This window comes from Paraburkholderia sp. ZP32-5 (assembly GCF_021390495.1).
In the GTDB taxonomy this organism is placed as follows: domain Bacteria; phylum Pseudomonadota; class Gammaproteobacteria; order Burkholderiales; family Burkholderiaceae; genus Paraburkholderia.
Map to the genome: position 1 here is coordinate 1,343,692 of NZ_JAJEJP010000001.1, position 25,354 is coordinate 1,369,045.

The 25,354-nt window shown below is 64.9% G+C and carries 24 protein-coding genes; 13 read left to right on the top strand and 11 right to left on the bottom strand.

What is annotated here, in order from left to right:
- Positions 1-27 precede the first annotated feature (27 nt).
- The 8 genes from kdpC (at position 28) to L0U82_RS05735 (ending at position 9,477) form a co-directional block, all read left to right on the top strand.
- Positions 28-606, top strand: a complete 579-nt coding sequence (gene kdpC / locus L0U82_RS05700) for a potassium-transporting ATPase subunit KdpC (protein ID WP_233829074.1) — start codon at positions 28-30, stop codon at positions 604-606.
- Positions 607-859: 253 nt separating this feature from the next.
- Positions 860-3,808: a DUF4118 domain-containing protein gene (locus L0U82_RS05705; protein WP_233829075.1), complete on the top strand. Its 2,949-nt coding sequence runs from the start codon at positions 860-862 to the stop codon at positions 3,806-3,808.
- Positions 3,805-4,503 (top strand): two-component system response regulator KdpE, encoded by a 699-nt coding sequence (kdpE, locus tag L0U82_RS05710; RefSeq protein WP_233829076.1) that lies wholly within the window; start codon positions 3,805-3,807, stop codon positions 4,501-4,503. The genes L0U82_RS05705 and kdpE overlap by 4 nt, the downstream gene beginning before the upstream one ends.
- Positions 4,504-4,594: 91 nt before the next feature.
- Entirely contained in the window at positions 4,595-4,915 is a 321-nt protein-coding gene (sugE, locus tag L0U82_RS05715) for a quaternary ammonium compound efflux SMR transporter SugE (RefSeq protein ID WP_233829078.1), read from the top strand.
- Between the two features lie 254 nt (positions 4,916-5,169).
- Positions 5,170-5,781 carry a DUF4126 domain-containing protein gene (locus tag L0U82_RS05720; protein ID WP_233829080.1) on the top strand — a complete coding sequence of 204 codons (612 nt, stop codon included), beginning with the start codon at positions 5,170-5,172 and terminating at the stop codon, positions 5,779-5,781.
- 137 nt (positions 5,782-5,918) lie between these two features.
- A complete protein-coding gene (locus tag L0U82_RS05725) occupies positions 5,919-8,408 on the top strand; it encodes an ABC transporter permease (protein ID WP_233833146.1) in 2,490 nt (829 codons plus the stop codon).
- Between the two features lie 24 nt (positions 8,409-8,432).
- Positions 8,433-8,846, top strand: coding sequence for a group II truncated hemoglobin (locus L0U82_RS05730; RefSeq protein ID WP_233829082.1), 414 nt, complete (start codon positions 8,433-8,435; stop codon positions 8,844-8,846).
- Positions 8,839-9,477: a DUF924 family protein gene (locus tag L0U82_RS05735; protein WP_233829084.1), complete on the top strand. Its 639-nt coding sequence runs from the start codon at positions 8,839-8,841 to the stop codon at positions 9,475-9,477. The genes L0U82_RS05730 and L0U82_RS05735 overlap by 8 nt, the downstream gene beginning before the upstream one ends.
- A gap of 71 nt (positions 9,478-9,548) precedes the next feature.
- Here the strand turns inward: L0U82_RS05735 and L0U82_RS05740 are convergent, their stop codons facing one another.
- The 11 genes from L0U82_RS05740 to L0U82_RS05790 all read right to left on the bottom strand — a co-directional run bounded on the left by L0U82_RS05740 (position 9,549) and on the right by L0U82_RS05790 (position 19,559).
- On the bottom strand, positions 9,549-11,504 hold the full coding sequence (locus L0U82_RS05740; protein ID WP_233829086.1) for an ArnT family glycosyltransferase: 1,956 nt from the start codon (positions 11,502-11,504) through the stop codon (positions 9,549-9,551).
- 275 nt (positions 11,505-11,779) lie between these two features.
- Complete coding sequence (locus tag L0U82_RS05745) at positions 11,780-12,526, bottom strand: SDR family oxidoreductase (protein WP_233829088.1); 747 nt, start codon at positions 12,524-12,526, stop codon at positions 11,780-11,782.
- 162 nt (positions 12,527-12,688) lie between these two features.
- Positions 12,689-13,279 (bottom strand): TIGR00730 family Rossman fold protein, encoded by a 591-nt coding sequence (locus L0U82_RS05750; protein ID WP_233829090.1) that lies wholly within the window; start codon positions 13,277-13,279, stop codon positions 12,689-12,691.
- 3 nt (positions 13,280-13,282) lie between these two features.
- Positions 13,283-14,008 carry a TetR/AcrR family transcriptional regulator gene (locus L0U82_RS05755; protein WP_233829093.1) on the bottom strand — a complete coding sequence of 242 codons (726 nt, stop codon included), beginning with the start codon at positions 14,006-14,008 and terminating at the stop codon, positions 13,283-13,285.
- A gap of 297 nt (positions 14,009-14,305) precedes the next feature.
- Positions 14,306-15,028: a diacylglycerol kinase gene (locus L0U82_RS05760; RefSeq protein ID WP_233829095.1), complete on the bottom strand. Its 723-nt coding sequence runs from the start codon at positions 15,026-15,028 to the stop codon at positions 14,306-14,308.
- Positions 15,029-15,048: 20 nt separating this feature from the next.
- Positions 15,049-16,080, bottom strand: a complete 1,032-nt coding sequence (locus tag L0U82_RS05765; protein ID WP_233833148.1) for a glycosyltransferase family 4 protein — start codon at positions 16,078-16,080, stop codon at positions 15,049-15,051.
- A gap of 46 nt (positions 16,081-16,126) precedes the next feature.
- Positions 16,127-17,068: a UDP-2,3-diacylglucosamine diphosphatase gene (locus L0U82_RS05770; RefSeq protein WP_233829097.1), complete on the bottom strand. Its 942-nt coding sequence runs from the start codon at positions 17,066-17,068 to the stop codon at positions 16,127-16,129.
- A gap of 148 nt (positions 17,069-17,216) precedes the next feature.
- Positions 17,217-17,741 (bottom strand): RDD family protein, encoded by a 525-nt coding sequence (locus L0U82_RS05775; protein ID WP_233829099.1) that lies wholly within the window; start codon positions 17,739-17,741, stop codon positions 17,217-17,219.
- 30 nt (positions 17,742-17,771) lie between these two features.
- Positions 17,772-18,551 (bottom strand): DUF3106 domain-containing protein, encoded by a 780-nt coding sequence (locus L0U82_RS05780; protein ID WP_233829101.1) that lies wholly within the window; start codon positions 18,549-18,551, stop codon positions 17,772-17,774.
- A gap of 16 nt (positions 18,552-18,567) precedes the next feature.
- Positions 18,568-18,999: a DUF3619 family protein gene (locus tag L0U82_RS05785; protein WP_233829103.1), complete on the bottom strand. Its 432-nt coding sequence runs from the start codon at positions 18,997-18,999 to the stop codon at positions 18,568-18,570.
- A complete protein-coding gene (locus L0U82_RS05790) occupies positions 18,996-19,559 on the bottom strand; it encodes an RNA polymerase sigma factor (RefSeq protein ID WP_233833150.1) in 564 nt (187 codons plus the stop codon). The genes L0U82_RS05785 and L0U82_RS05790 overlap by 4 nt, the downstream gene beginning before the upstream one ends.
- Before the next feature lie 370 nt (positions 19,560-19,929).
- On the opposite strand from L0U82_RS05790, the gene L0U82_RS05795 reads away from it, so the two are divergent.
- From L0U82_RS05795 to pssA, 5 genes are all read left to right on the top strand, one after another.
- Positions 19,930-21,693: an acetolactate synthase 3 catalytic subunit gene (locus tag L0U82_RS05795; RefSeq protein WP_233829105.1), complete on the top strand. Its 1,764-nt coding sequence runs from the start codon at positions 19,930-19,932 to the stop codon at positions 21,691-21,693.
- Positions 21,694-21,804: 111 nt separating this feature from the next.
- Positions 21,805-22,296: an acetolactate synthase small subunit gene (ilvN, locus tag L0U82_RS05800; protein WP_025602412.1), complete on the top strand. Its 492-nt coding sequence runs from the start codon at positions 21,805-21,807 to the stop codon at positions 22,294-22,296.
- Positions 22,297-22,401: 105 nt separating this feature from the next.
- Positions 22,402-23,418 (top strand): ketol-acid reductoisomerase, encoded by a 1,017-nt coding sequence (gene ilvC, locus L0U82_RS05805; protein WP_233829106.1) that lies wholly within the window; start codon positions 22,402-22,404, stop codon positions 23,416-23,418.
- A gap of 132 nt (positions 23,419-23,550) precedes the next feature.
- Positions 23,551-24,189, top strand: a complete 639-nt coding sequence (locus L0U82_RS05810) for a phosphatidylserine decarboxylase (RefSeq protein ID WP_233829107.1) — start codon at positions 23,551-23,553, stop codon at positions 24,187-24,189.
- Between the two features lie 24 nt (positions 24,190-24,213).
- Positions 24,214-25,083, top strand: a complete 870-nt coding sequence (gene pssA / locus L0U82_RS05815; protein WP_233829108.1) for a CDP-diacylglycerol--serine O-phosphatidyltransferase — start codon at positions 24,214-24,216, stop codon at positions 25,081-25,083.
- The last annotated feature ends 271 nt before the right edge of the window (positions 25,084-25,354 follow it).

The following is a 25,354-nucleotide window of genomic DNA, read 5'->3' on the forward strand; positions in this document are numbered from 1 at the left end:
CAGGAATAACCGAGGGAATCACCCATCATGAAAAATCTGTTCCGTCCGCTGATCGTGATCTTCGTGGTACTCACCGCGATCACCGGACTCGCTTATCCCGCCGTGATGACCGCGTTCGGTCAGGCGGTGTTCCACAGCCAGGCCAACGGCAGCCTGATCGAGCAGGACGGCAAGGTGGTCGGCTCGCAGCTGATCGGCCAGCAGTTCGACGCGCCGCAGTACTTCTGGGGCCGTCTGTCGGCAACCAGCCCGATGCCGTACAACCCGCAGGGCTCGAGCGGCTCGAACCTCGGGCCGACCAACCCGGCGCTGCTCGATGAGGTCAAGGGCCGTCTCGACGCACTGAAGGCGGCTGGCACCGATATGTCGAAGCCGGTGCCGGTCGACCTGGTCACGTCGTCGGGCAGCGGTCTGGATCCGGAGATCAGCCCGGCCGCGGCGGCCTATCAGGTCGAGCGCGTCGCGAAGGCGCGCAATGTCGCGGCGAACGACGTGCAGGCGCTGGTCGATCGCTATACGACCGGCCGTCAGTTCGGCCTGTTCGGCGAGCCGCGCGTGAATGTGCTGAAGCTGAATCTCGCGCTGGATCAGCTGAAGCGCGGCTAAGCCGAAAGCGACCTCGGCGACGACGCTCAAGGCTCACGGCGCGCATCGTCTGTCAGGACGATGCGCGTCATCGTTGCCGTCCGTTCCGCCCGCGATGCCAAACGCGATCCAAAACACGAGCGAAAGCGCCCAAGCGAAAGCGCAATCGAAACGGAGCGGCGTCCGCGAGGCGCCGCATCGCCATTTGCGGGCCGGCGCGGGCCGTGCCACCATGCAGGCACCGCCGCTCGCACGACTATGAAAACCACTGAGCATGAACCGCCCCGATCCTGATGAACTGCTCGACAAGTTGCAGCGCGACGAAGAAAAACGTCAGCGCGGCCGGCTGAAAATTTTCTTCGGCGCGTCGGCGGGTGTCGGCAAGACCTACGCGATGCTGCAGGCCGCGGCGCGCCGCAAGGACGAGGGCGTCGACGTGCTGGTCGGCATCGCCGAAACGCATGGGCGCGGCGAAACCGCCGCGCTGCTCGCGGGGCTCGACGTGCTGCCGCTCGCGCATATCGAGTATCGCGGCCGCAAGCTCGGCGAGTTCGATCTCGACGCGGCGCTCGCGCGCAAGCCGCAACTGATTCTCGTCGACGAACTCGCGCATTCGAACGTGCAGGGCGCGCGCCACCTGAAGCGCTGGCAGGACGTCTACGAACTGCTCGACGCGGGTATCGACGTCTATACGACGGTCAACGTGCAGCACCTCGAGAGCCTCAACGACGTGGTCGGCCAGATCACCGGCATTCGCGTGTGGGAGACGGTGCCGGACCGCGTATTCGATCACGCCGACGAAGTCACGCTGGTCGATCTGCCGGCCGAGGAACTGCTCGACCGGATGCGCGACGGCAAGGTGTACATGGCGCAGCAGGCCGAGCGCGCGGTGCGTAACTTTTTTCGTAAGGGCAACCTGATCGCGCTGCGCGAGCTGGCGCTGCGCCGCACCGCCGATCGCGTCGACGCGCAGATGCGCGAGTATCGCGCCGACCGCTCGATCCAGCGTATCTGGCAGGCGCGCGAACGGCTGCTGGTGTGCGTGGGTCCGGGTCCCGAGGCGCCTGCGCTGGTGCGCTCGGCGGCGCGTCTGGCCGCGAGCCTGAAGGCCGACTGGCTTGCCGTGTATGTCGAGACGCCCGCGTTGCAGCGCTTGCCCGATGCGCGCCGCGAACGCACGCTGAATGCGTTGAAGCTGGCTGCCGAACTCGGCGCCGAAACCGCGACGCTGGCCGCCGCCGACGCGTCCGATGCGCTGATCGGCTACGCGCAGGCGCGCAACGTATCGAAGCTGGTGGCGGGCGCGTCGTCGCGCACCGGTATGGGGCGCTGGCTGCGCAGGCCGCTGGGCGAACGCATCGCCGAGAAGAGCGGCGAACTCGATCTCACGCTGATTCGCGTGTCGTCCGAGCGCGACGGCGGCGAGCGGCGGCGTCTGTTGAACACGACAGCGAATGCGTGGCGCGACGCGTTGAGCGCGGCGCGCGAGCGCCGTTCGCCGCCACGCGCGTATGCGTTCGCGGTCGCGATCGGCGCGGCGATCACGTTGCTGTCGAGCCAGTTGATCGATCGCATCGATCTGACCAACCTCGTGATGCTGTATCTGCTCGGCGTGATCTTCACCGCGGTGAAGCTGGGCCGTGGGCCGGGCGTCGTGCTGTCGTTTCTCAGCGTCGCCGCGTTCGATTTCTTTTTCGTGCCGCCGCGCATGTCGCTGTCGGTGTCCGATACGCAGTACCTGTTGACCTTTTTCGGCATGCTGCTGACGTCGCTGGTGATCAGCCATCTGACGTCGAGCCTGCGCCGCGAGGCGAGCGTCGCACAACGCCGCGAGCAGCGCACCGGCGCGATGTACGAGATGGCGCGCGAACTGGCCGCGGCGCTGACCACCGAGCAGATCGTCGGGATCGGCAGCCGGCATGTCAGCGAAGTGTTCGGCGCGCGCGTCGCGATCCTGCTGCCCGACAGTGTCGATCAGGTCAAACAGAAGATCGAAGACCCGGACGCGGCGATCACGCTCGAAGGCGAGCAGCTCGATCTCGACGTCGGTCAGTGGGTCTACGACCAGCAGAAGCCGGCCGGCCACGGCACCGATACGCTGCCCGCCGCTGCAGCGCTGTATCTGCCGCTGAAGGCGCCGATGCGCACGCGCGGCGTGCTCGCGGTCGTGGTGCGCGACGAGCGCGAGTTGAACGTGCCGGAGCAGCGGCGCATGTTCGACGCGTTCGCCGCGCAGATCGCGCTTGCGCTCGAACGCGTGCATTACGTCGATATCGCGCGCGATGCGCTCGTCAATATGGAGTCGGAGCGGCTGCGTAACTCGCTGCTGTCGGCGATCTCGCATGATCTGCGCACGCCGCTGACGACGATCGTCGGCTTTTCGTCGATGCTCGCGCAGACCAGGCATGCGCAGGCGGCCGAGCCATTCGCTACCCAACGCAGCGACGAACTCGTCGACGCGATTCACGAAGAGGCGCTGCGCATGACCGGCATCGTCACGAATCTGCTCGACATGGCGCGACTGCAGGCCGGTAGCCTGCAACTGAACCAGCAATGGACGCTGCTCGAAGAAACCGTCGGCGCCGCGTTGCGCGCGTGCAAACGCGTGCTGGCGGGTCATCCGGTGCAGGTCACGCTGCCCGCCGATCTGCCGCTGCTGCATCTGGACGCGGTGCTGATGGAGCGGCTGTTCTCGAACCTGTTCGAGAACGCCGCGAAATACACCGCGGCCGGCACGCCGCTGACGATCGGCGCGCAGCAGATCGACGCGGACGGCGCGCCATTCGTGCGCGTCACGGTCGACGACGACGGCCCCGGTCTGCCCGCCGGCATGGAAGCGCGCGTATTCGAGAAGTTCACGCGCGGCGAGAAGGAGTCGGCGAAACCGGGCATCGGGCTCGGGCTCGCGATCTGCCGCGCGATCGTCGAGGCGCATGGCGGCGCGATCGGCGCGATGAACCGCGTCGCCGGAGACGGCCGCGTCGAAGGCGCGCGCTTCTGGTTCACACTGCCGGTCAAGACGCCGCCCGACGCGCCTGATACGCTGGAAGAAGACGACAGCGCCGCCGCCGGGCCGCATCAACAGGACCGTGCCGTCGACGCGTCGGCGCAGGCGAATTCATCCGACGCGCCGCGCGCCGATGCGCACACCGATATCCAGTCCGGCGGCACCGCCGCCGAGCTTGACCCTGACTTTCATCCGCTAGCCAAACCGAATCCATGAGTGACCCGAGCATCACCGTTGTTCTGATCGAAGACGAAAAACAGATCCGCCGTTTCGTGCGTACCGCGCTCGAAGGCGAGGGCATCGTCGTGCACGACGCCGAAACCGGCAAGCAGGGGCTGGTCGAAGCCGCGACGCGCAAACCCGATCTCGTGATCGTCGATCTCGGCCTGCCCGATACCGACGGCCTCGAAGTGATCCGCGAACTGCGCGGCTGGAGCGAGCTGCCGGTGATCGTGCTGTCGGCGCGCACCCAGGAAAGCGAGAAGGTCGCCGCGCTCGATGCCGGCGCCGACGACTACCTGACCAAGCCGTTCGGCGTATCCGAACTGCTCGCGCGGATTCGCGCGCATCTGCGGCGGCGCAACCACGGCGGCGCGAACGAATCGCCGCAGGTGCGCTTCGGCGCGGTTACCGTCGATCTCGCGTTGCGCCTGGTTACTCGCGACGGCGCCGCGATCCATCTGACGCCGATCGAATACCGGCTGCTCGCGACGCTCGTGCGCCACGCCGGCCGTGTGCTCACGCACCGGCAACTGCTGCGCGACGTGTGGGGACCGTCGCACGTCGAGAGCCATCACTACCTGCGCATTTATATGGCGCATCTGCGCGGCAAGCTGGAGCGCGACCCGGCGCAGCCGGAGCATATCGTGACCGAAACGGGGGTGGGATACCGGCTGGTCGGCGCGGTTTGACGCCCGCTTCGCTATAATTGCCCGACGTAAGGACGGCCTTACGCTTCTATCGATCACCGGGGACGGCCCCATTTTTTCATGGAGCTGTCTGATGTCCTGGTTTCTTCTGCTGATCGCCGGTTTGCTCGAAGTCGCGTGGGCTGCCGGTCTCAAAACTTCCGAAAGTTTTACCCGCTTCTGGCCGTCCGTCTTCACGGTCGTGACCGCGCTTGGCAGCTTTGCGCTGCTCGCGATCGCGATGCGCCAGTTGCCGCTCGGCACCGCCTACGCGGTGTGGACCGGCATCGGCGCGGTCGGCGCATTCGTATTCGGTGTCGTGACGATGGGCGAAGCGCTGACGGTCGCGCGTGTCGCCAGTGCGTCGCTGATCGTAATCGGCCTGATCGGGCTCAAGCTGTCGTCCGGTCATTGATACGGCCGGCATCGCAGCGGTAGCCCGCCCGCGCCGCCGGCGCGGGCTTTCAGCGGCTTTACCAACTGCGCCACACCCCCGTTCGCCGCTCTACGTCCTGCGAATTAACGTGGCTATAATGAGACGGAAACAACCTGACATTTTCCGCGGCCTGGCTGGCGCGGCCGGCCAGGCGAGTCTGACGACTTCGGCGCGGAACTTCCGCTTCTTTCCCGCCGCGGCGCCCGGCCCGCACAGAGCGTGTGGAGGCGGCCATGCTTGAATCACTTTCGCTTGCTGCGGGCCTTTCATGGGGCAGCGGCCTGCGCCTCTATCTGACGGTCCTGCTGGCCGGCGTGTTCGAACGCCTCGGCCTGATTCATCTGCCTAACACATTGTCCGCGCTGTCCTCGCCCTGGGTGATCGGTGCGGCCGCGGCACTGACGCTCGCCGAATTCTTCGCCGACAAGATCCCCGCGTTCGATTCGCTGTGGGACGCGATTCATACCTTTATCCGCATTCCGGCCGGCGCCGTGCTGGCCGCCGGCGCGCTCGGCCACGCCGATCCGGCGCTGCTGACCGTCGCCGCGCTCGCGGGCGGCACGCTCGCCGGCACCGCGCATCTTGCGAAGGCGGGCACGCGCGCGCTGATCAATCTGTCGCCGGAGCCGCTGTCGAACGTCGTGACGTCGACTGCCGAGGATGGTCTCGTGTTTGGCGGCATGCTGCTCGCATTGTTCGTCCCGCTCGTGTTTCTGGTGCTGATGGTAGGCTTCCTGTTTCTCGCGGCATGGGCGTTGCCGCGGCTGTGGCGTGGCGTGCAGGGCGGCTTTCGCGGCATGGCCACGCACATGGTGTCGCGATTTGCGAGGAGCAGGCACGATTGAGTGAAGCACTACGAGGTTCAGGCAAGGGCTCCAGAACGGGTTCCGATACAGGTTCAGGTGCGGGTTCAGGCGCGCGTATCGATCTGAAGGCGACGCGGCGGCTCGGTGGCGTCGATCTGCTGCGGCAGGCCGTCCGCATGACCGCGCGCGACTGGCGCGCCGGCGAACTGACGATGCTGCTGCTGGCACTGGTGCTGGCCGTCGCGGCGCTGTCCAGCGTCGGCTTTCTCTCCGACCGGTTGCATCAAGGTCTCGAGCGTGACGCGCGGCAGATGATCGCCGCCGATTTCATCGTTCGCGCCGATCATCCGGTCGATCCGCAATTCGCCACCGAGGCGCACGCACTCGGCTTGCGCACCGCCACCACGGCGATCTTTCCGAGCATGATCAATTCGACCGGCGTGCAGCCGGTGTCGCGGCTCGCCGCCGTCAAGGCGGTGTCGCCGGACTACCCGCTGCGCGGTGCGGTGCGGATCGCCCCCGCGGCCGGCGCGGCCGATCATCCGGCCACGTCGATTCCGGCGCCGGGCACCGTGTGGGTCGACGAGCAGTTGCTCGACGCATTGAAGCTGAAGGTCGGCGACAAGGTGAAAGTCGGCGGCCGCGATTTCACGATCAGCGCGCTGATCACACGTGAACTCGATCGCGGCTTTTCGTTCGTCAACTTCTCGCCGCGCCTGATGCTGCGCGAAGACGATGTGCAATCGACTGGTCTGGTCACGTACGGCAGCCGCGTCACGTACCGGCTGCTGGTGGCCGGCGCGGACGATGCGGTCGCGCGCTTCACACAGTTCGCGCACGACCATGTGGATGCCGGCAAGATGCGCGGCGTCGGGCTCGAATCGCTGCAAGACGGCCAGCCGCAGGTGCGCCAGACACTCGATCGCGCGGGCCATTTCCTGACGCTCGTGTCGCTGCTGACCGCGCTGCTCGCGGCCGTTGCGATCGCGATGGCCGCGCATCGCTATATGCGCCGGCATCTGGACGGCTGCGCGGCGATGCGCTGCCTTGGCGTGAGCCAGGCCGCGCTGCGGGCGCTGTTCGTGCTCGAATTCGTCGGGCTCGGCCTGATCGGCGGCGTGCTTGGCGTCGCGCTCGGTTATCTCGGTCATCTGGCGTTGCTGACGTGGCTCGGCAGCCTGATCGACGTGGTGCTGCCGCAGCCGACGGCGTGGCCCGCGCTCGAAGGCATCGCGGCCGGCCTCGTGCTGCTGCTCGGCTTCGCGTTGCCGCCGCTGTTGCCGCTAACGCGCGTGCCGCCGGTGCGCGTGCTGCGCCGCGAATGGGGCGAGGCGGGCCGTACCGCATGGGCCGCCTATGCGCTCGGCATCGTGCTGTTCGCCGGGCTGCTGATTCTCGCGGCGGGCGAATTGAAGCTCGGCGGGATCGTCGCGGGCGGCTTCGCGGGCGGCTTGCTGGTGTTCGCGCTGATCGCGCGGCTCGCGTTGTGGGCTGCCGCGCGCGGCGTCCGGAGCGAGCGCATCAACGCGGGGATCGGCTGGCGTTATGCGCTCGCGTCGCTGGAGCGGCGCAGCAACACGAGTGCGCTGCAGATCACCGCGCTCGGCATCGGCCTGATGTGCCTGCTGCTGATCGCGATGACGCGCAACGACCTCGTGCAGGGCTGGCGCAAATCGACGCCGCCCGATGCGCCGAACGAGTTCATCATCGATATCCAGCCGGATCAGCGCGACGCGGTCACGCAGTATCTGGATGCGCACGGCATCACCGGCGCGGCGCTGTCGCCGATGGTGCGCGGCCGGCTCGTCGCGATCAACGGCCGCGCGGTCAATCCGGATTCGTTCAAGGGCGCGGATGCGCGGCGTCTGGTCGATCGCGAGTTCAACCTGTCGTACACGACGCAGTTGCCCGACGACAACCGGATCGCCGAGGGCAACTGGTTCGGCGACACGACGAAGCCGCAGATTTCAATCGAGCAGGGTCTCGCGAAACTGATCGGTGTGAAGCCCGGCGATACGCTGCGCTTCGACGTGACGGGTTTGCAGATCGACGCGCCGGTGACGAGCGTGCGCAAGCTCGACTGGGGGTCGTTCAAGGTGAACTTCTTCGTGCTGATGCCGCCCGCCGCGCTGAGCGATTTTCCAGCGACGTTCATTACGAGCTTTCATCTGCCGCCGGATAAACAGTCGACGATCGATGGCCTGATCGCCGCCTATCCGAACCTCACCGCCATCGACACCGGCCCGATTCTCGCGCAGGTGCAGCGCGTGCTGCAGCAGGTGATCGGCGCGGTGCAGTTCCTGTTCGCATTCACGCTCGCGGCCGGTGTGCTGGTGCTGTACGCGGCGCTCGCCGGCACCCGCGACGAGCGTATGCGAGAATCCGCGCTGCTGCGCGCGCTCGGCGCGTCGCATCGGCAGGTGCGCGCGGTGCAGGTCGCCGAATTCGTCGCGGTCGGCGCGCTCGCCGGTTTGATGGCGGCGATCGGCGCGGAGATCGTCGGCTCGGTGCTCGCGACCCGCGTGTTTGCGTTCTATCTGGACTTCGATCCGTGGGTATTGCCGGCCGGTATCGTCGCCGGCATTGCCTGCGCGGGTGTGGGCGGCTGGCTGAGTCTGCGGCATGTGTTGTCGCGCCCCGCGTTGCAATCGCTGCGGGACGCGTGATTTTTTCTGGTTGATGAGCAGGGTATGAGCGATCTGAACGACGAAGTGTCCGCGGAGAAACCGACGGCCTTCGAGCTGGTGGGCGGCGAGGCGCGTGTGCGCGAAATGGTCGACCGGTTTTACGATTTGATGGATCTCGAAGCCGATTTCGCCGGCATTCGCGCGCTGCATCCGGCGTCGCTCGACGGTTCGCGCGACAAGCTGTTCTGGTTCCTGTGCGGCTGGCTCGGCGGCCCCGATCATTACATCAGCCGCTTCGGCCATCCGCGTCTGCGCGCGCGGCATCTGCCGTTCGCGATCGCATCGAGCGAGCGCGACCAGTGGCTGCGCTGCATGGCGTGGGCCATGGAAGATATCGGCTTGCCCGAGCCGCTGCGCGAACGTCTGCTGAGTTCGTTCTTCGAAACCGCCGACTGGATGCGCAACCGCAATGGCTGATACGCCGCCGCACGACACCTCATACACGGTCGCAGCCGACTACGCGGCGCTACCCGCGCGTGCCCGCGATGTGCTGGACTGCTGGTTCGGCGCTCCCGATTCAGGCGAGTACGGCACCGAGCGCAAGCTGTGGTTCTCCCGCAATGACGCCGTCGATGCGATGCTGCGCGAACGCTTCGGCGATCTGATCGACGCGGCGAACGCGGACGCGCTCGATGCATGGCAGGACTCGCCGCTCGGCGCGCTGGCGCTCGTCATCGTGCTCGATCAGTTCTCGCGCAACTGCCATCGCAATACCGCGCGCGCGTTTGCCGCCGACCGCAAGGCGCTCGCGGTCGCGCAACGGATGGTCGCAAGTGGCGCCGACCGTCTGTTGCCAAGCGTGCATCATCGCGCGTTCGCGTATCTGCCGTTCGAGCACAGCGAGACGCTGGCGGGCCAGCACGAGTCGCTGCGTCTGTTCGGGCAGCTTGCCGAGGAGCCGAGCGGCAAGTCGTATTACCGCTTCGCGGTGCGGCACGCGGAAATCATCGAGCGGTTTGGGCGCTTTCCGCATCGCAATGTGCTGGTCGGGCGCGCGTCGAGCGATGAGGAAACCGCGTTTTTGCGAGAGCCTGGGTCGTCGTTTTGAAGCGACGCTGACAGGCGTCGAAACCGAAGCCAACGCCTGCGCTTCGCTTTAGCGCGGCGCGCTTCACCCGACTAGTCGTCGCCGCGTACCGTGCCCGGAGCCGGCGTGTGCACGAACACCCGCAGCAGCTCATCCGTGTCGCCGGGTCGCGAGCCCGACCAGAACAGCCGCCAGTCGCCGGGCGGCGGACGCGGATTGGCGCGCCGGCTCTCTTCGATCAGCCACGTGCAACTGGTGGTGCGCGAGTCTTCATTCGGCCGATGCTCGATGCCCGTGTAGTAGTAGAGCATAGGCGCTTCCGATTCACCGAGGCTGGAGCTCGCCATGCAATCGCCGTCGTTCCATTCGATATCCATCTTCGCGCCGAGATCCCGGAACACCGAACGGTAGCTTTTCGCATAATCGAGCCACGGCAGCAGCAGCGTGCTGACGAGTCCCCACGCGAGCACCGCGCCCGCGCACCAGCTGAGCGCGCCGCGCCATCTGCCGGCGTGCTTGAACGACGGTAGCAGCCACAGCCAGCCGAACGTCAACAGCAACGCAGCGGCGATCAGCACGGGTTGCACGGGCAATACCCAGTCGAGCGGCAGCCAGCGGCCGAGCCGATGCAGCGATGCATGGGTGTTCGCGGGGCTCGTCATGATCGACCAGACGATCCACGCGAGCACGGCGATGCTGCCGAACAGCACGCGGCTCGTCATATCCCAGACCGTATGCAAGCGCGCCGGCAGTCTTTCGACACCCAGCATCGCGAGCAGCGCAAGTGGCGCGATAAACGGCAGGATGTACAGCTCGCGGACAGTCGCCGACGTTTGCAGCACCGCGAAGCCGATGCCCGCGAAAATCACCGGCAATGCGACGCGCGGATCGCGCCAGCGCCGCCATGCGCCACCCGCAAGCGCGGCCAGCGCGAGCGGCACTACTGGAAAGCCGACGCTCAGCGCGGTACGCAGCACGAACAGACGGCTCTCGTTTTCCGAGCCGAGTTCGGCGACCGAAAAGCCGAAGAAGCGGCCGATGTTGTTATCCCACAGCCACACCTTGAACAGCGCTTCCGAGCGCAGATAGAAGCAGATCGGCCAGATCAGCGCGAACGGCGCGCAGACGAGCGCGGCGATACCGAGCGCGCCCGCGAAGCTCCGGCTGCGGCACGCCGGATAGAGCACGAGTACCGCGCAAAGGGTCGCGGCGAACACCAGTGGCACGAACAGCCCTTTCGCGAGTAGCGACACGCCGACGCCCGCGCCGAACATCGCCGCGCCGCTCAGCGCGTTGCGACGCCGTTCGCGCGCGTCGCGTGGTTCTGCGGTCAGCGGCGTTGAAGACGCTGGCAAAGCTGCATCCGCATCCACATCGCGCAGATGCGCGAGCACGAGTTCGAACAGTCCGCAGAAGCCGAGCGCGGCGCCCGCCATCAGCGCGACGTCGGTCATCATGTCGTGCACGTGCTTGACGACGGCGAGTGTGCCGCCGAACAGCGCGAGCGTGCCGATCACGCGCAGATCGAACCAGCTCGACGCGCCGATCACACGGCGTGCAACGCGGCCGGTGTAGTAAAGGGTGAGGCCCGCGAACAGCGCGCTCGCGAGGCGCGCCGCGTCATGTAGCGGCAGGTAGCGGCCGAACATCCACGCAAAGCCGGCGGCGACCCAGTCGTAGATCGGTGGCTTTTCGACGAACGGCTGGCCCGCGCTGGTCGGTACGACGAGGTCGCCGGTATTGAGCATGTGCTGGACGATGCCGAACGTGTAGGTCTCATCCTGCTTCCACGGCTGGTGGCCCAGCGTGCCCGGCAGCAGCCACGCGCACAGCATCGCCAGCGCGACGATCCATAGCAACGGACGGACCGCCGTGAGCGCGCGCCAGCGCCGCAGGCCGCGCTGGGCTGGAGCCGTAGCCGTGCCGGCGGCGTTGGCCGTGTCGGCGACTTGTGATGTGAGTGCGGTGGCGGCAGGCGCCGCCAATATCGAAGCCGTGGGCGCGGCGGCTTTGCGCGCGCGCCCACTTGCGAACTGCTTGTCTTGCATGGAAGTCTCTGTTCAGCGGACGCGGCGGCATAGGCCGCGTCCTTATTGGGTCCGCCTTGTTGCGCGTGCGGATCTATGCGAGTCGGATGATTGTAGCGCCGTGTTCTTACGGAATATTACGAACGAGCGCGAGACGCGGACGGTTTGTGCGTGCGTGTGTTGGCTTCCGATCAGATCGACGGAAGGCGCGTGAGGAGAGAGGGAGAACTGAAGCGAAGAGCAAAAAAAAGCGCGGCCGCAATGGGCCGCGCTTTGCGCTGGACGTGTATGAGCGCTTAGCGGCCGCCGGCGACGTCGACCAGCGAACCTGTCACGTACGATGCCGCATCGCTGAGCAGCCAGACGATCGCCTCGGCCACTTCATCCGCGCTGCCGGGGCGGCCGAGCGGCGTGGTCGCGCCCAACTGCGCGGCGCGCTCGGGCTTGCCGCCGCTCGCGTGAATCTCGGTATCGATCAGACCCGGGCGCACCGCATTCACGCGCACACCCTGCGGGCCGAGTTCTTTCGCGAGGCCGAGCGTCATCGTGTCGATCGCGCCCTTCGAGCCCGCGTAGTCGACGTATTCGTTCGGCGAGCCGAGCCGCGCCGCCGCCGACGAAATATTGACGATCGCGCCACCCGCGCCGCCGCGCCGCGTCGACATGCGCCGCGCCGCTTCGCGCGCGCACAGGTACGCGCCGAGCACGTTGACGTCGAACATGCGCTTCAGGCGCGCGACGTCCATGTCCGCGAGCTGGCTCGACGGAGCGACGATGCCGGCGTTGTTGACGAGCGCGTCGACGCGGCCGAACGTCTGCTGCAGCGTATCGAACATCGCGATCACATCGGCTTCGTTGGCGACATCGCCGGCGATCGTCACCGCGCGGCCGCCCGCGCGTTCCACTTCGGCGACCGTCTGCTCGGCCGCGGCTACATCGCGCACATAGTTCACGCCGACACACCAGCCGCGCTCGCCAAGCAGGCGTGCGCTCGCACGGCCGATGCCGCGGCTGCCGCCGGTGATCAGAACAGCTTTCGTCATGGAAACCTCGTGGTTCGATTAGGGAGCGGATGCATTGCGCGCGATTCTTCAGTGACCCGGTTGCGAGAGAGACGTACAGACGATTCGTGCGCCAGCCGCGCAATGCTCACAGTTCATGGACGGGCCCATCATGCACGGGTCCATCCCCATGCGTTCTTCTCTTCAAATCGCGTTGCTTTGAACCGGAAGCGCCCATTTGTCGCCCGCGCGCGGCTGATAGCTTTGCAGCTTGCCGATCAGCGCGAGCGGGTCGGCGTCGATCTGCAGCATGTCGACATAGGTCTCGCGCATGAAGCCTTCATCGACCGTGTGGCGCAGCACCTGGATCAGCGGCTCGTAGAAGTGATCGACGTTCAGCAGACCGATCGCCTTGCCGTGGTAGCCGAGCTGCGCCCACGTGAAGACCTCGAACAGTTCTTCGAGCGTACCCGCACCGCCGGGCATCGCGACGAACGCGTCGGACAGCTCGGCCATCATCTTCTTGCGCTGATGCATGTCGGGCACCACGTGCAGTTCGGTCAGACCGTTATGGCCGACTTCCTTGTTGACCAGCAATTCGGGAATCACGCCGATCGCGCGGCCGCCTTCGGCCATGACCGTATCGGCGATCACACCCATCAGGCCCACCTTTCCGCCGCCGTAGACCAGCGCGAGATCGGCCTGAACCAGCGCGCGGCCGAACGCGCGGGCCGCTTGCGCATACAACGGTTTGGCTCCCATCGAGGAGCCGCAATACACACATACCGACTTCATTGTTCAAACGTCCTTCGATTCGTTGCGAGGCGTGGCGCCATCCCGTGGCGGCAGATAGTCGTAGAACTCGCGCTTGGGCAGCTTGCCCGACACGAGATCGTCGAACAGCTGCCGCGAGCGGCCGCGCAGATAAGGCGCCATCAGCGACACGATCTGCACGCTCACCTGATGCAGTTCCGCGCGGATGGCTTCCTGCTCGTTGTATTTGCGCGGATTCATCACGAACTGGTACGACAGCCAGTACGTGCCGATCACACCGACGTTGGTCGCGATCACGTGCAACTCCTGCGGCGTCGCGACCATTTCGCCGTCGGCGACCAGTTGCTCGCAGAACTGGCTTGCGAAGCGCACCTTGTGGCTGATGATCTGCTTGAAGTGAGTTTCGAGCGTGCGGTTGCGCGCGAGCAGATCGTTCAGATCACGATAGAGGAAGCGGTAGCGCCACGTGAAATCGACCATGTACTGCAGATACGACCACATTTCGTCGATGGTCGCGCGATGGTCTTCGGGAAAACGCAGACGCTTTTCGATCTCCTGCTCGAACTGGCTGAAGATGCTGTTGATGATGTCGTCTTTGTTGCGGAAGTGGTAGTACAGGTTGCCGGGACTGATCTCCATTTCCTCGGCGATCGTCGTCGTCGTGACGTTCGGTTCGCCGATTTCGTTGAAGAGCTTCAACGAGAGTTCGAGAATCCGTTCGCGCGTGCGGCGGGGAGGTTTGGCTTCCATGTCGTCCGGCCCTGGTTGTGCCGGGCTGGGCGCGCGGCGGCGTGCCGCTGCTGCGTGTTCCACCCGGATACGGTTGGTATCTTGAACGCCCGAACCTGCCGCCGCGCGGCGGGCTCCCCGAAGGGCAGGAAGGCGCGAGGCGTTGCTGCGGAGTGCCTGTGCTTTCCAGCGAGACTATCAATAGATTATAAACCGAGCGTTCGAATACCTAACCCACCGGACGGGTTTTCCATTCGGGCTTGCCATTGTTTGGGACGACTCCGCATGTCGACTACTGATTCAGTCAGCATCAGAAGCTCATAACCATGCGCTAACCCAGCGTACGACCAGCGGGCCGACGATCACGACCCACGTCATTACGCACATGCCGAGCGCGACCATCACGGCCGCGCTGCCGAGATCTTTCGCGCGGCGCGACAGTTCGTGGCGTTCGAGCGAGATCCGGTCGATTGCCGCTTCGACGCTCGAATTGAGCAGCTCGACGATCAGCACGAGCAGCACCGAGCCGAGCAGCAAGACGCGCGATACCGGATCGACCGGCACGAAGAGGCCGCACGGAACCAGGATCGCGGCGAGCGTGAGCTCCTGACGAAACGCGCTTTCCTCGCGGATCGCGACGCGAAATCCGGCCAGCGAGTTTTTCATCGCGTGCCACGCGCGCGTGAGGCCGCGGTTGCCTTTGTACGGATTGAAGGGCAGCGGCGCGAGCGGGTCGTCGGGACTCAGCGGTTCGTGCTGGTGTGCGTGCACGGCGTCGTGCTGGCCGGCTTGTTGTCCGTTGTGCTGTTCGGTGTACGAGGTGCTCGTATCGATACCGTTCGCGCCAGCGCCGTGGGCGCCGGTCGTGGTGGTCGCATGGTTCGCGCCGTTCACGTGAGGCGCGCCGGCATCCGCATGCTCGGGCATGCGTTGCTCGCGCACCTCGTCGAACGGCTCGATGCTGGTCGTATCGCGCGTGGATCGGACGGCGCGCAACGCGCCGCTCGACGCGCGCCCGGCGCTGGATCGGCTGCTTCGCATGGCGGATTTCGCGCGCCGCATCATGCAGCGGCGCTTTCCTCGCGATATGAGGTACGCGGCAGGGGCTTCAGATGCGCGGCGAACTGCGCGGACGCCGCTGCCCACGAGAAGCGCTCAGCCCATGCGCGTGCGTCCTGACGATCGATTTTCAGTGCCGCCAGACAGGCCTCGCGCAGATCCTCGTCCATTGCACCGGCGTTGCCGTCACCGAGTACGTCGATCGGACCGGTGACCGGATACGCCGCGACCGGCGTGCCGCACGCGAGCGCTTCGAGCAGCACGAGACCGAATGTGTCGGTGCGGCTCGGGAACACGAACACGTCGGCGGCCGCGTAGACCTTCGCCAACTCGGCCTGCGTGAGCACGCCGAGATAGTTGACTTCCGGATAGCGCGATTTCAGTTCGGCGAGCGCGGGGCCTTCGCCCGCGACCCACTTCGAGCCGGGCAGATCGATCTGCAGGAACGCCTCGACGTTCTTTTCGACCGCGACGCGGCCCACGTACAGGAAGATCGGCCGCGCGGTGTTGAGCACCTTCGAGTCCATCGGATGGAAGATCTCGAGGTCGACACCGCGGGTCCACAACACGACGTTCGTGAAGCCGAACTTTTCGAGGTCCTGCTTGACGACCGGCGTCGGTGCCATCACCGCCAGCGACGGCTTGTGGAACCAGTGCAGAAACTTGTAGGTGGCCGACAGCGGAATCTTGAAGCGCGCCTGCACGTATTCGGGAAAGCGCGTGTGATAGGCGGTCGTGAACGGCAGCTTGTGTTCGATCGCATAGGCGCGCGCGGCCATGCCGAGCGGGCCTTCGGTCGCGATATGCAGCGCGTCGGGCGCGAACTGATCGATGCGCGCGCGCAGCTTGCGGCGCGGCAGCAGCGACAGACGGATCTCCGGATACGTGGGGCAGGGGATCGTTTTGAATTCGAGCGGCGTCAGCAGTTCGACCTGGTGACCCAGCTCGGTCAGTTCACGCCGCGTGTTCTTCAGCGTGCGCACGACGCCGTTGACCTGCGGCTCCCATGCGTCGGTGACGATCATGATCTTCATCGATTTGTTCATCGATCCGGGCCCTGTGAAAGTGGAGGTGGAACTGCTATGCAGTGGCGCGGGCCTTCTGCGTGCCCGTTTGCGGCGCGCGCAGCGTGGTCCAGTAAATCACCTTGAGTTCGCCTTCATAGGTCTCGACGAGGGCCGACAGACTCTCGACCCAGTCGCCGTCGTTGCAATAGAGCACGCCGTCGATCTCGCGCATCTCGGCCTTGTGGATGTGTCCGCAGACCACGCCGTCGCAGCCGCGGCGGCGCGCTTCGTCGGTCATCACCGTTTCGAACGACGAGATGAAGTTCACCGCGTTCTTTACCTGATGCTTCAGGTACTGCGACAGCGACCAGTACGGGAAGCCGAGCTTGCTGCGGATCCGGTTGAACCAGCGGTTCAGCACGAGGATCATCGTGTAGAGCGTGTCGCCGAGATAGGCGAGCCACTTCGCGTGCTGGATCACGCCGTCGAACAGATCGCCGTGCACGATCCACAACCGTTTGCCGGCGAGCGTCGTGTGAAAGGCTTCACCGCGCACGTGGATGTCGCCGAACGCGAGATCGCAGAACTGGCGCGCGGCTTCGTCGTGATTGCCCGGCACGTAGATGACCTGAGTGCCCTTGCGCGCCTTGCGCAGCACTTTCTGCACGACGTCGTTGTGGCCCTGCGGCCAGTACCAGCCCTTCTTCAGCTGCCAGCCGTCGATGATGTCGCCGACGAGGTACAGGTACTCCGATTCGTTATGGCGCAGGAAGTCGAGCAGATAGTTCGCCTGGCAGCCGCTGGAACCGAGATGGATGTCGGATAGCCAGATGGTGCGATAGCGATGCGGATCGGCGTGAGTGTCGTCGGCGTGATCGGCGTTGGCATCGAATGGCGGCGTCACCGGTAACGGCAAACCGTGCTGGGTGGAACCGGGGGCCGGACGGAACGCGACAGGGTCGACGCTCGGGCCGTTTTGGCGAAAGAAGGAAGTCGCGGACGTTTTGGTGTCCATGGCTCACGCGTCGAGTGGCGATGCCCGTATTGGGCCAGGCGCGCGTGACTGTGCCGTGACAGTCATGAGAAGTTCTTATTACGAGGGGGCCGTGCCGGGGGCTGGGTTTGTCGTTGGTCTGGCTTTTTGGGTTTTTTCTTGACCTGTTCTAGCGAGCGACCCCAACCACCCTGGTCCCCGCAATCCGATCATGCAGAAACTGCCGCTGCGGATCGAACCGCCCACTCGCGGCCCACACCACGAACCAGACACCCGAAACCACAAGCGTCTGCGGCACCCCCATCCCAAGCACCGGATGCAACGCAAGCGGCGGCAAAAACCACAACCATGCCAGCACATAACGCGCGATCGCCCGAGCGACGGAAAGCGGCGCGCCGTCAGCGCTCACGACACGCAGACGCCAGGTCTTCATCGGCAGCGTCTGGCCGCCGTGAGTCCAGAACCATACAAAGTACGCGCCGACGACGAGTCCGATCCAGCCGGCGAGCAGGTTGTGGTGCGTGAGCCCGTTGCGTTGCTGCGTCAGCGTGCTGAACAGATAGCCGGCGAGGAACACGACGCCGAACAGGATCACCGCTTCGTAGAGCAGCGCCGCGAGCCGCCGCCGTACGGTGGGCGCCGTGCCGTCGGGGGCAGCGGCGGGCAAAGTCGGAGTGGCGAGCGGTTGGGACACGGGATGGAGGGCGGCGTGAGGAGAGTGGGTTCAGGAGCCGTTGAAGATCGACGGTGCTTCGGCCGGTGACACCGGGATCGGCGTGGCCGGCACGAAGCTGCCCGCGGCCGGAATCGCGGGAGGCGACGGCAGCGGCGCCGCGGCCGGTCCCGACGCGGCAGCCGCGGCGCTGGCCGCCACTGCGGCGCTGGCGCCGGCTTTCTGCTCGCGCGCGTTGACGAGCCGGTCGATGCCCTTGATTTCGTTGTGCGCCGACGGCGGCGCGCTCACGACGCTCGGCCGGCGTTTGTGCTCGCTGGCGGCAAGCCGCTCCTTCTGTTCTTCGGGTAGCTGCTGATACGCCTTCCACGCATTCTGGCGGGCTTCGCGCGGCAATTCCTTCGACACCTGATAGTTCTCGCGCGCGACGCGGCGCTGGTCGGGCGTCATGCGCACCCACTCACTCATGCGTTCATGCAGACGCTTTTGCGCATCGGGCGACATCTTCGGGTAACGCGACGCGATCTTGATCCATTTGCGTTTGCGTTCGTCGCTAAACGAGTCCCACTGGGATTCGAACGGCGCAAGCGCGACGTGGTCGGCGGCGCTCAGCCGGGACCATGCGAGCGGACTGTTGCTACCCGGCAGGCCGGGCAATTCGACGGACAGTGCCGGCACCGGCGCGGGCCCATGCGCACCGGCGTTGCCGCCTGCCGGGCGGGCGCTCACGGGCGACGGACTCGGGTGAAAGCGCGGATAGGTTGCGGCGAACGACACCAGGGCCGCAATCGTGCATCCGAAAACAACGGCCAGGCCGCGCTTGTAACTCACCCGAAGAATCTCCCGCTCAGTGGGCGCGTGAAAGATACGCGTTGAAGCCGTGGTCGAGATACGCATTGAGCGGCAGGTCGTCGCTCAGCATGGCCGCATCGATATCGGCCAGCTCCGCGGTGCGCTGGTGATCTTCCCAATACGCAATACCGATCAGGCTCACCACCAGCGCGACGACCGGCCATGCGAGCGCGAAGCGGCGCAGCGACGAGCGGCGGCGGGGTGCGGGGTCGGCTGGGGGCAGACCCGAGAGGCCGGCCGGCATGCCGGCGAAAGCGGGCACGAACACCGGCGCACTGACGGTTTCGGGCTTCTTGCGAGCAAGCGCCGCCCGACGTGCGGCGGCGAGCCGGTCGACGGTGGGGGCGGGAAGGCTGGCGGTGGTTTCGTCGAGCGCGCGGCGCACCTGGCGGGCGAACTCGAGTTCTCTGTTTTCGAGGGAGCTCATAGCGTGATTCCTTTCGCCTTGAGCGCTTGCGCCAGCGTGTGGGTGGCCCGCGAGCAGTGCGTTTTCACGCTGCCTTCGGAGCAGCCCATTGCGGCGGCAGTCTCGGCGACATCCATATCCTCCCAATAACGCATGAGAAACGCCTCCCGTTGACGTGCCGGTAATTTCTGGATTTCATCGTCGATCAACTGCAGGACCTGCTCGCGTTCGAGCTTCTGCTCGTTGCTCTCGGCGCCGGCCGATCCCTGCTCGGCCTCGAAGGTCTCCAGCGGATCGAAATCGTCGTCTTCAGAATTGCCGAGCGATGAGAACAGACTGATCCACGTGTTGCGTACTTTGGCACGACGGAAATAGTCGTGCATCGCATTCTGCAGAATACGCTGAAACAGCAGCGGCAGTTCGGCTGCCGGACGGTCGCCGTATTTTTCGGCGAGTTTGATCATCGCGTCCTGCACGATGTCGAGCGACGCGTCATCGTCCCGCACGGCGTAGACCGTCTGCTTGAACGCGCGTCTTTCAACGCCCGCCAGAAAATCGGCGAGTTCCTTGTCTGATGCCATCCGTTTGGGGGTCGGCGCAGCAAGCGTGCGCGTAATCGGTCGAAAAATGTCGTAAAACTCGCGGATGCTAACAAACTTTCGCGACACTCGGGGTGAAACGTGCGTTAGCTTGCAATTACATAACGGCGCCTCGTGCGTCGCGACGATCGCCCGTCGCGCGGTGGCCGCCGACGTTCGCGCGAGGCAAATTTGCTTGACCGCGGACGTGTCTGCAGCTATCGTCGCTGGTTCGCAACATAAGTGAGTTGTCTCAATTGAGGTGCAGCCCAAGAAGCTCACCTGTCAACTGGACGCGCCGCTTGAACCCGAGCCACAAGCCCGGCAGAGAGCACCCGATCAATTTTTTGCCGAAAATTCGAAAGGTCAAACGATGAATATGCCCAGCGCGGAATTCTCCACGTCGGATACGACCCCCCAACACGAAGCAGACTCTATCGGCGCCACCGTGCTCATGAAGGCACTGGCCGACGAAGAGGTCGAGTTCGTCTGGGGCTATCCCGGCGGCTCGGTACTCTACATTTACGACGAGCTGTACAAGCAGGACAAATTCCAGCACGTGCTGGTGCGCCATGAACAGGCCGCCGTCCACGCTGCCGACGCCTACTCGCGCTCGACCGGCAAGGTCGGCGTGTGTCTCGTGACCTCGGGCCCCGGCGTCACCAACGCGGTGACCGGTATCGCGACCGCGTACATGGACTCGATCCCGATGGTGATCATCACCGGTCAGGTTCCGACCGCGGCGATCGGTCAGGACGCATTCCAGGAATGCGACACGGTCGGTATCACGCGTCCTTGCGTGAAGCACAACTTCCTCGTGAAGGACGTGCGCGATCTCGCCGCTACCGTCAAGAAAGCCTTCTATATCGCCCGTACCGGCCGTCCCGGTCCGGTGCTGATCGACATTCCGAAAGACGTGTCGAAGGCGCCGTGCCAGTACGAGCCGCTCAAGAGCGTGTCGCTGCGCTCGTATAACCCGGTCACGAAGGGCCACTCCGGTCAGATCCGCAAGGCGGTCTCGCTGCTGTTGTCGGCAAAGCGCCCGTATATCTATACCGGCGGCGGCATCATTCTCGCGGATGCGTCGCGTGAGCTGAACCAGTTCGCCGATCTGCTCGGCTTTCCCGTCACCAACACGCTGATGGGGCTGGGCGGCTACCGCGCGAGCGACAAAAAATTCCTCGGCATGCTCGGCATGCACGGCACGTACGAAGCCAACATGGCGATGCAGCACTGCGATGTGCTGATCGCGATCGGCGCGCGCTTCGACGACCGTGTGATCGGCGACCCGGCGCACTTCGCGTCGCGTCCGCGCAAGATCATCCATATCGATATCGATCCTTCCTCCATTTCCAAGCGCGTCAAGGTCGACATTCCGATCGTCGGCGACGTGAAGGAAGTGCTGAAGGAGTTGATCGAGCAACTGCAGACAGCCGAGCATGGCCCCGACACCGCAGCGCTCGCCGACTGGTGGAAGGACATCGAAGGTTGGCGTTCGAAAGACTGCCTGAAGTTCGATCGCCAGAGTGAAATCATCAAGCCGCAATACGTGGTCGAAAAGGCGTGGGAGCTGACCGACGGCAACGCGTTCGTGTGCTCCGACGTCGGCCAGCATCAGATGTGGGCCGCGCAGTTCTATCGCTTCAACAAGCCGCGTCGCTGGATCAATTCGGGCGGTCTCGGCACGATGGGCTTCGGCTTGCCGGCCGCGATGGGCGTGAAGATGGCCCACCCGGACGACGACGTGCTGTGCATCACCGGCGAAGGCTCGATCCAGATGTGTATCCAGGAGCTGTCGACCTGCAAGCAGTACGACCTCCCTGTGAAGATCCTTTCGCTGAACAACCGCTATCTGGGCATGGTGCGCCAGTGGCAGCAGATCGAATACAGCAAGCGCTATTCGCATTCGTACATGGATGCGCTGCCTGACTTCGTGAAGCTCGCCGAAGCGTACGGTCACGTCGGCATGCGTATCGAACGCACCGCCGATGTCGAGCCGGCGCTGAAAGAAGCGCTGCGCCTGAAAGATCGCGCCGTGTTTCTCGACTTCCAGACCGATCCGACCGAAAACGTCTGGCCGATGGTTCAGGCCGGCAAGGGCATCACCGAGATGCTGATGGGTTCGGAAGATCTGTAACGGCGGCCCGGCGGCCGGCTTCGTCATGCGCGTCTTCAAAAAAGGCGTGGGCGGACGAAGCGGCGCCGCACCGTTCGTGGATATCGACACAACATCTGGAAGAAGCGAAACATGAGACACATCATTTCCGTCCTGCTGGAAAACGAACCAGGCGCGTTGTCGCGCGTGGTGGGTCTGTTCTCGGCACGCGGCTACAACATTGAAACCTTGACGGTGGCTCCGACCGAAGACCGTTCGCTGTCGCGCATGACCATCGTCTCCATTGGCTCGGACGACGTGATCGAACAGATCACGAAGCATCTGAACCGCCTGATCGAGGTGGTGAAAGTGGTCGACCTTACCGAGGGCGCCCATATCGAACGCGAGCTGATGCTGATCAAGGTGAGGGCGGTCGGCAAGGAACGTGAGGAGATGAAGCGGATGTCGGATATTTTCCGTGGCCGCATCATCGACGTCACCGAAAAGACCTACACGATCGAACTGACGGGGGCGAGCGACAAGCTCGATGCCTTCATCGAAGGGCTCGATTCCACGGCGATTCTCGAGACGGTCCGCACGGGCAGTTCGGGCATTGGTCGCGGCGAGCGCATTCTGAAGGTCTGACGTCACGATCGCATAGCCGGGCAGCGCGTCACCCGCCCGGCTGGTAACACACTATTTGCAGCACCTGAATTTTTCTGAATCACTGAATCTAGCCAAGGAACCGACATGAAAGTTTTCTACGACAAGGACGCCGATCTCTCCCTCATCAAGGGCAAGCAGGTCACCATCATCGGCTATGGCTCGCAAGGCCATGCGCACGCGCTGAACCTGAAGGAAAGCGGCGTGAACATCACGGTCGGTCTGCGCAAGGGCGGCGCATCGTGGAGCAAGGCCGAGAACGCCGGCCTGCAGGTCAAGGAAGTGGCAGAAGCCGTCAAGGGCGCGGACGTCGTCATGATGCTGCTGCCGGACGAGCAGATCGCCGACGTGTACGCGAAGGAAGTTCACGCGAACATCAAGCAGGGCGCGGCTCTCGCGTTCGCACACGGCTTCAACGTTCACTACGGTCAGGTGATCCCGCGCGCCGATCTGGACGTCATCATGATCGCGCCGAAGGCACCGGGCCACACGGTTCGCGGTACCTACTCGCAAGGTGGCGGCGTGCCGCACCTGATCGCTGTTGCGCAGGACAAGTCGGGTTCGGCACGCGACATCGCGCTGTCGTACGCGGCGGCTAACGGCGGCGGCCGTGCCGGCATCATCGAAACGAACTTCCGCGAAGAAACGGAAACCGACCTGTTCGGCGAACAGGCTGTTCTGTGCGGCGGTACCGTCGACCTGATCAAGGCTGGCTTCGAAACGCTGGTCGAAGCAGGCTACGCGCCGGAAATGGCTTACTTCGAGTGCCTGCACGAACTGAAGCTGATCGTCGACCTGATCTACGAAGGCGGCATCGCGAACATGAACTACTCGATCTCGAACAACGCTGAATACGGCGAATACGTGACGGGTCCGCGCATCGTGACGGCAGAAACGAAGAAGGCAATGAAGGCCGTGCTGACCGACATCCAGACCGGCGAATACGCGAAGAGCTTCATCATCGAGAACAAGGCCGGCGCGCCGACGCTGCAATCGCGCCGCCGTCTGACGGCCGAGCACCAGATCGAACAGGTCGGTTCGAAGCTGCGCGCGATGATGCCGTGGATCGCGAAGAACAAGCTCGTCGACCAGTCGAAGAACTAAGCGCATCGACGCGGAAAGGTCCGGCGCGGCGCCTCGGCGCGGCGGCCGGACGAGTCAAAAAGCCGCCCAAGGGTGCTGAACCCTGGGCGGCTTTTGCTATCCTACGGTTTTACAAAAACACAGAAGCTATCCATGAATTACCCTCATCCGATCATCGCGCGAGAAGGCTGGCCGTTCATTGCCATCGCGGCTGTTGTTGCCTTGCTGGTTCACGCGTTCGTGGGGTTCGGCTTGGCGTGGATCTTCTGGCTGATTCTGATCTTCGTCGTGCAATTCTTCCGCGACCCGGCCCGGCCGATTCCGACTCAGGCGAATGCAGTGCTGTGCCCGGCCGATGGCCGCATCGTCGCCGTCGAAACCGCGCATGATCCGTATGCGAATCGCGAAGCGCTGAAGATCAGCGTGTTCATGAATGTCTTCAATGTCCACTCGCAGCGCTCGCCGGTCGATGGCGCGATCTCCAAGGTCGAATACTTTCCTGGCGCGTATCTGAATGCCGCGGTCGACAAAGCCTCGCTCGAGAACGAGCGCAATGCGGTCGTGATCGAAATGGCCGGCGGCCAGACGGTGACGTCGGTGCAGATCGCCGGGCTGATCGCGCGGCGCATTCTTTGCTATGTACGCGCCGGTGAGCCGCTCACGCGCGGTCAGCGCTACGGGTTCATCCGCTTCGGTTCGCGCGTCGACGTGTATCTGCCGGTCGGCAGCCGTCCGCGTGTGTCGATCGGCGAGAAGGTATCGGCGTCGTCCACGATCCTCGCCGAGCTGTAAAGCGGCACACTGGAGGTTGTCCGAATGGCCTCATTCAAACCGCGTCGCCCCCGTAGCAGCGGACCGCTGCCGCGGCCGTTTCGACGCAACAAGCCGGTGGTGACGGAGTCTCCGGTCGCCGACAGCCGGCGCGCCCAACGTCAGCAATTCCTCAGAAAGCGCGGCATCTATCTGCTGCCGAATGCGTTCACGACCGCGGCGCTGTTCTGCGGTTTCTTCGCCGTCGTGCAGGCGATGAACGTACGTTTCGAGATCGCGGCGATCGCGATCTTCGTCGCGATGGTGCTCGACGGCATGGACGGTCGCGTCGCCCGCATGACGCACACGCAGAGCGCATTCGGCGAGCAGTTCGATAGCCTGTCGGACATGGTGTCGTTCGGTGTCGCGCCGGCGCTCGTGATGTACGAGTGGATTCTGAAGGACCTCGGGCGCTGGGGCTGGCTCGCGGCGTTCGTCTACTGCTCGGGCGCGGCGCTGCGGCTCGCGCGTTTCAACACCAATATCGGCGTGGTCGACAAGCGCTTTTTCCAGGGTATGCCGAGCCCGGCCGCGGCGGCGCTGATCGCCGGTTTCGTGTGGCTCGCCACCGACAACCGCGTGCCGCTGAAACTGGTGTGGCTGCCGTGGGTCGCCTTCGTGCTGACCATCTATGCGGGTGTGACGATGGTGTCGAACGCGCCGTTCTACAGCGGCAAGGCGCTCGACGTGCGTCATCGCGTGCCGTTCGGCGTGATCCTGCTGGTGGTGGTGGCGTTCGTGCTGGTGTCGTCCGATCCTCCGCTGATGCTGTTCGGTCTGTTCGTGCTGTACGGGCTGTCCGGTTACGTGTTCTGGGGGTATCAGGCGTTGCGCGGCAGGAGCAATCCGGCGCGTTCGATGTCGCGCGACCGCTGAAGGTTTAATCGGCGCGTCGTAGTGGCGAAAAACGGCAGCTCGCGGAGCTGCCGTTTTTCGTTGAGCATCCGCTGTTTTTCGTCGTTTTTTCATGTTGCGCGCGCACTGTAGATGCCTCCGCCAGGCCGGCCCGGCGCACATTGCACGGTGGCTTGAATGTCGCTATAGTCGTTGGATCAGTGCGTTTGCGTGGCCGGCTGGGCCTCGTTGTCGGGGCCATTCGCCGCACGGCGCCATCATGCTTCGTTCTCGTCTTTATGCGCCGTCGCCC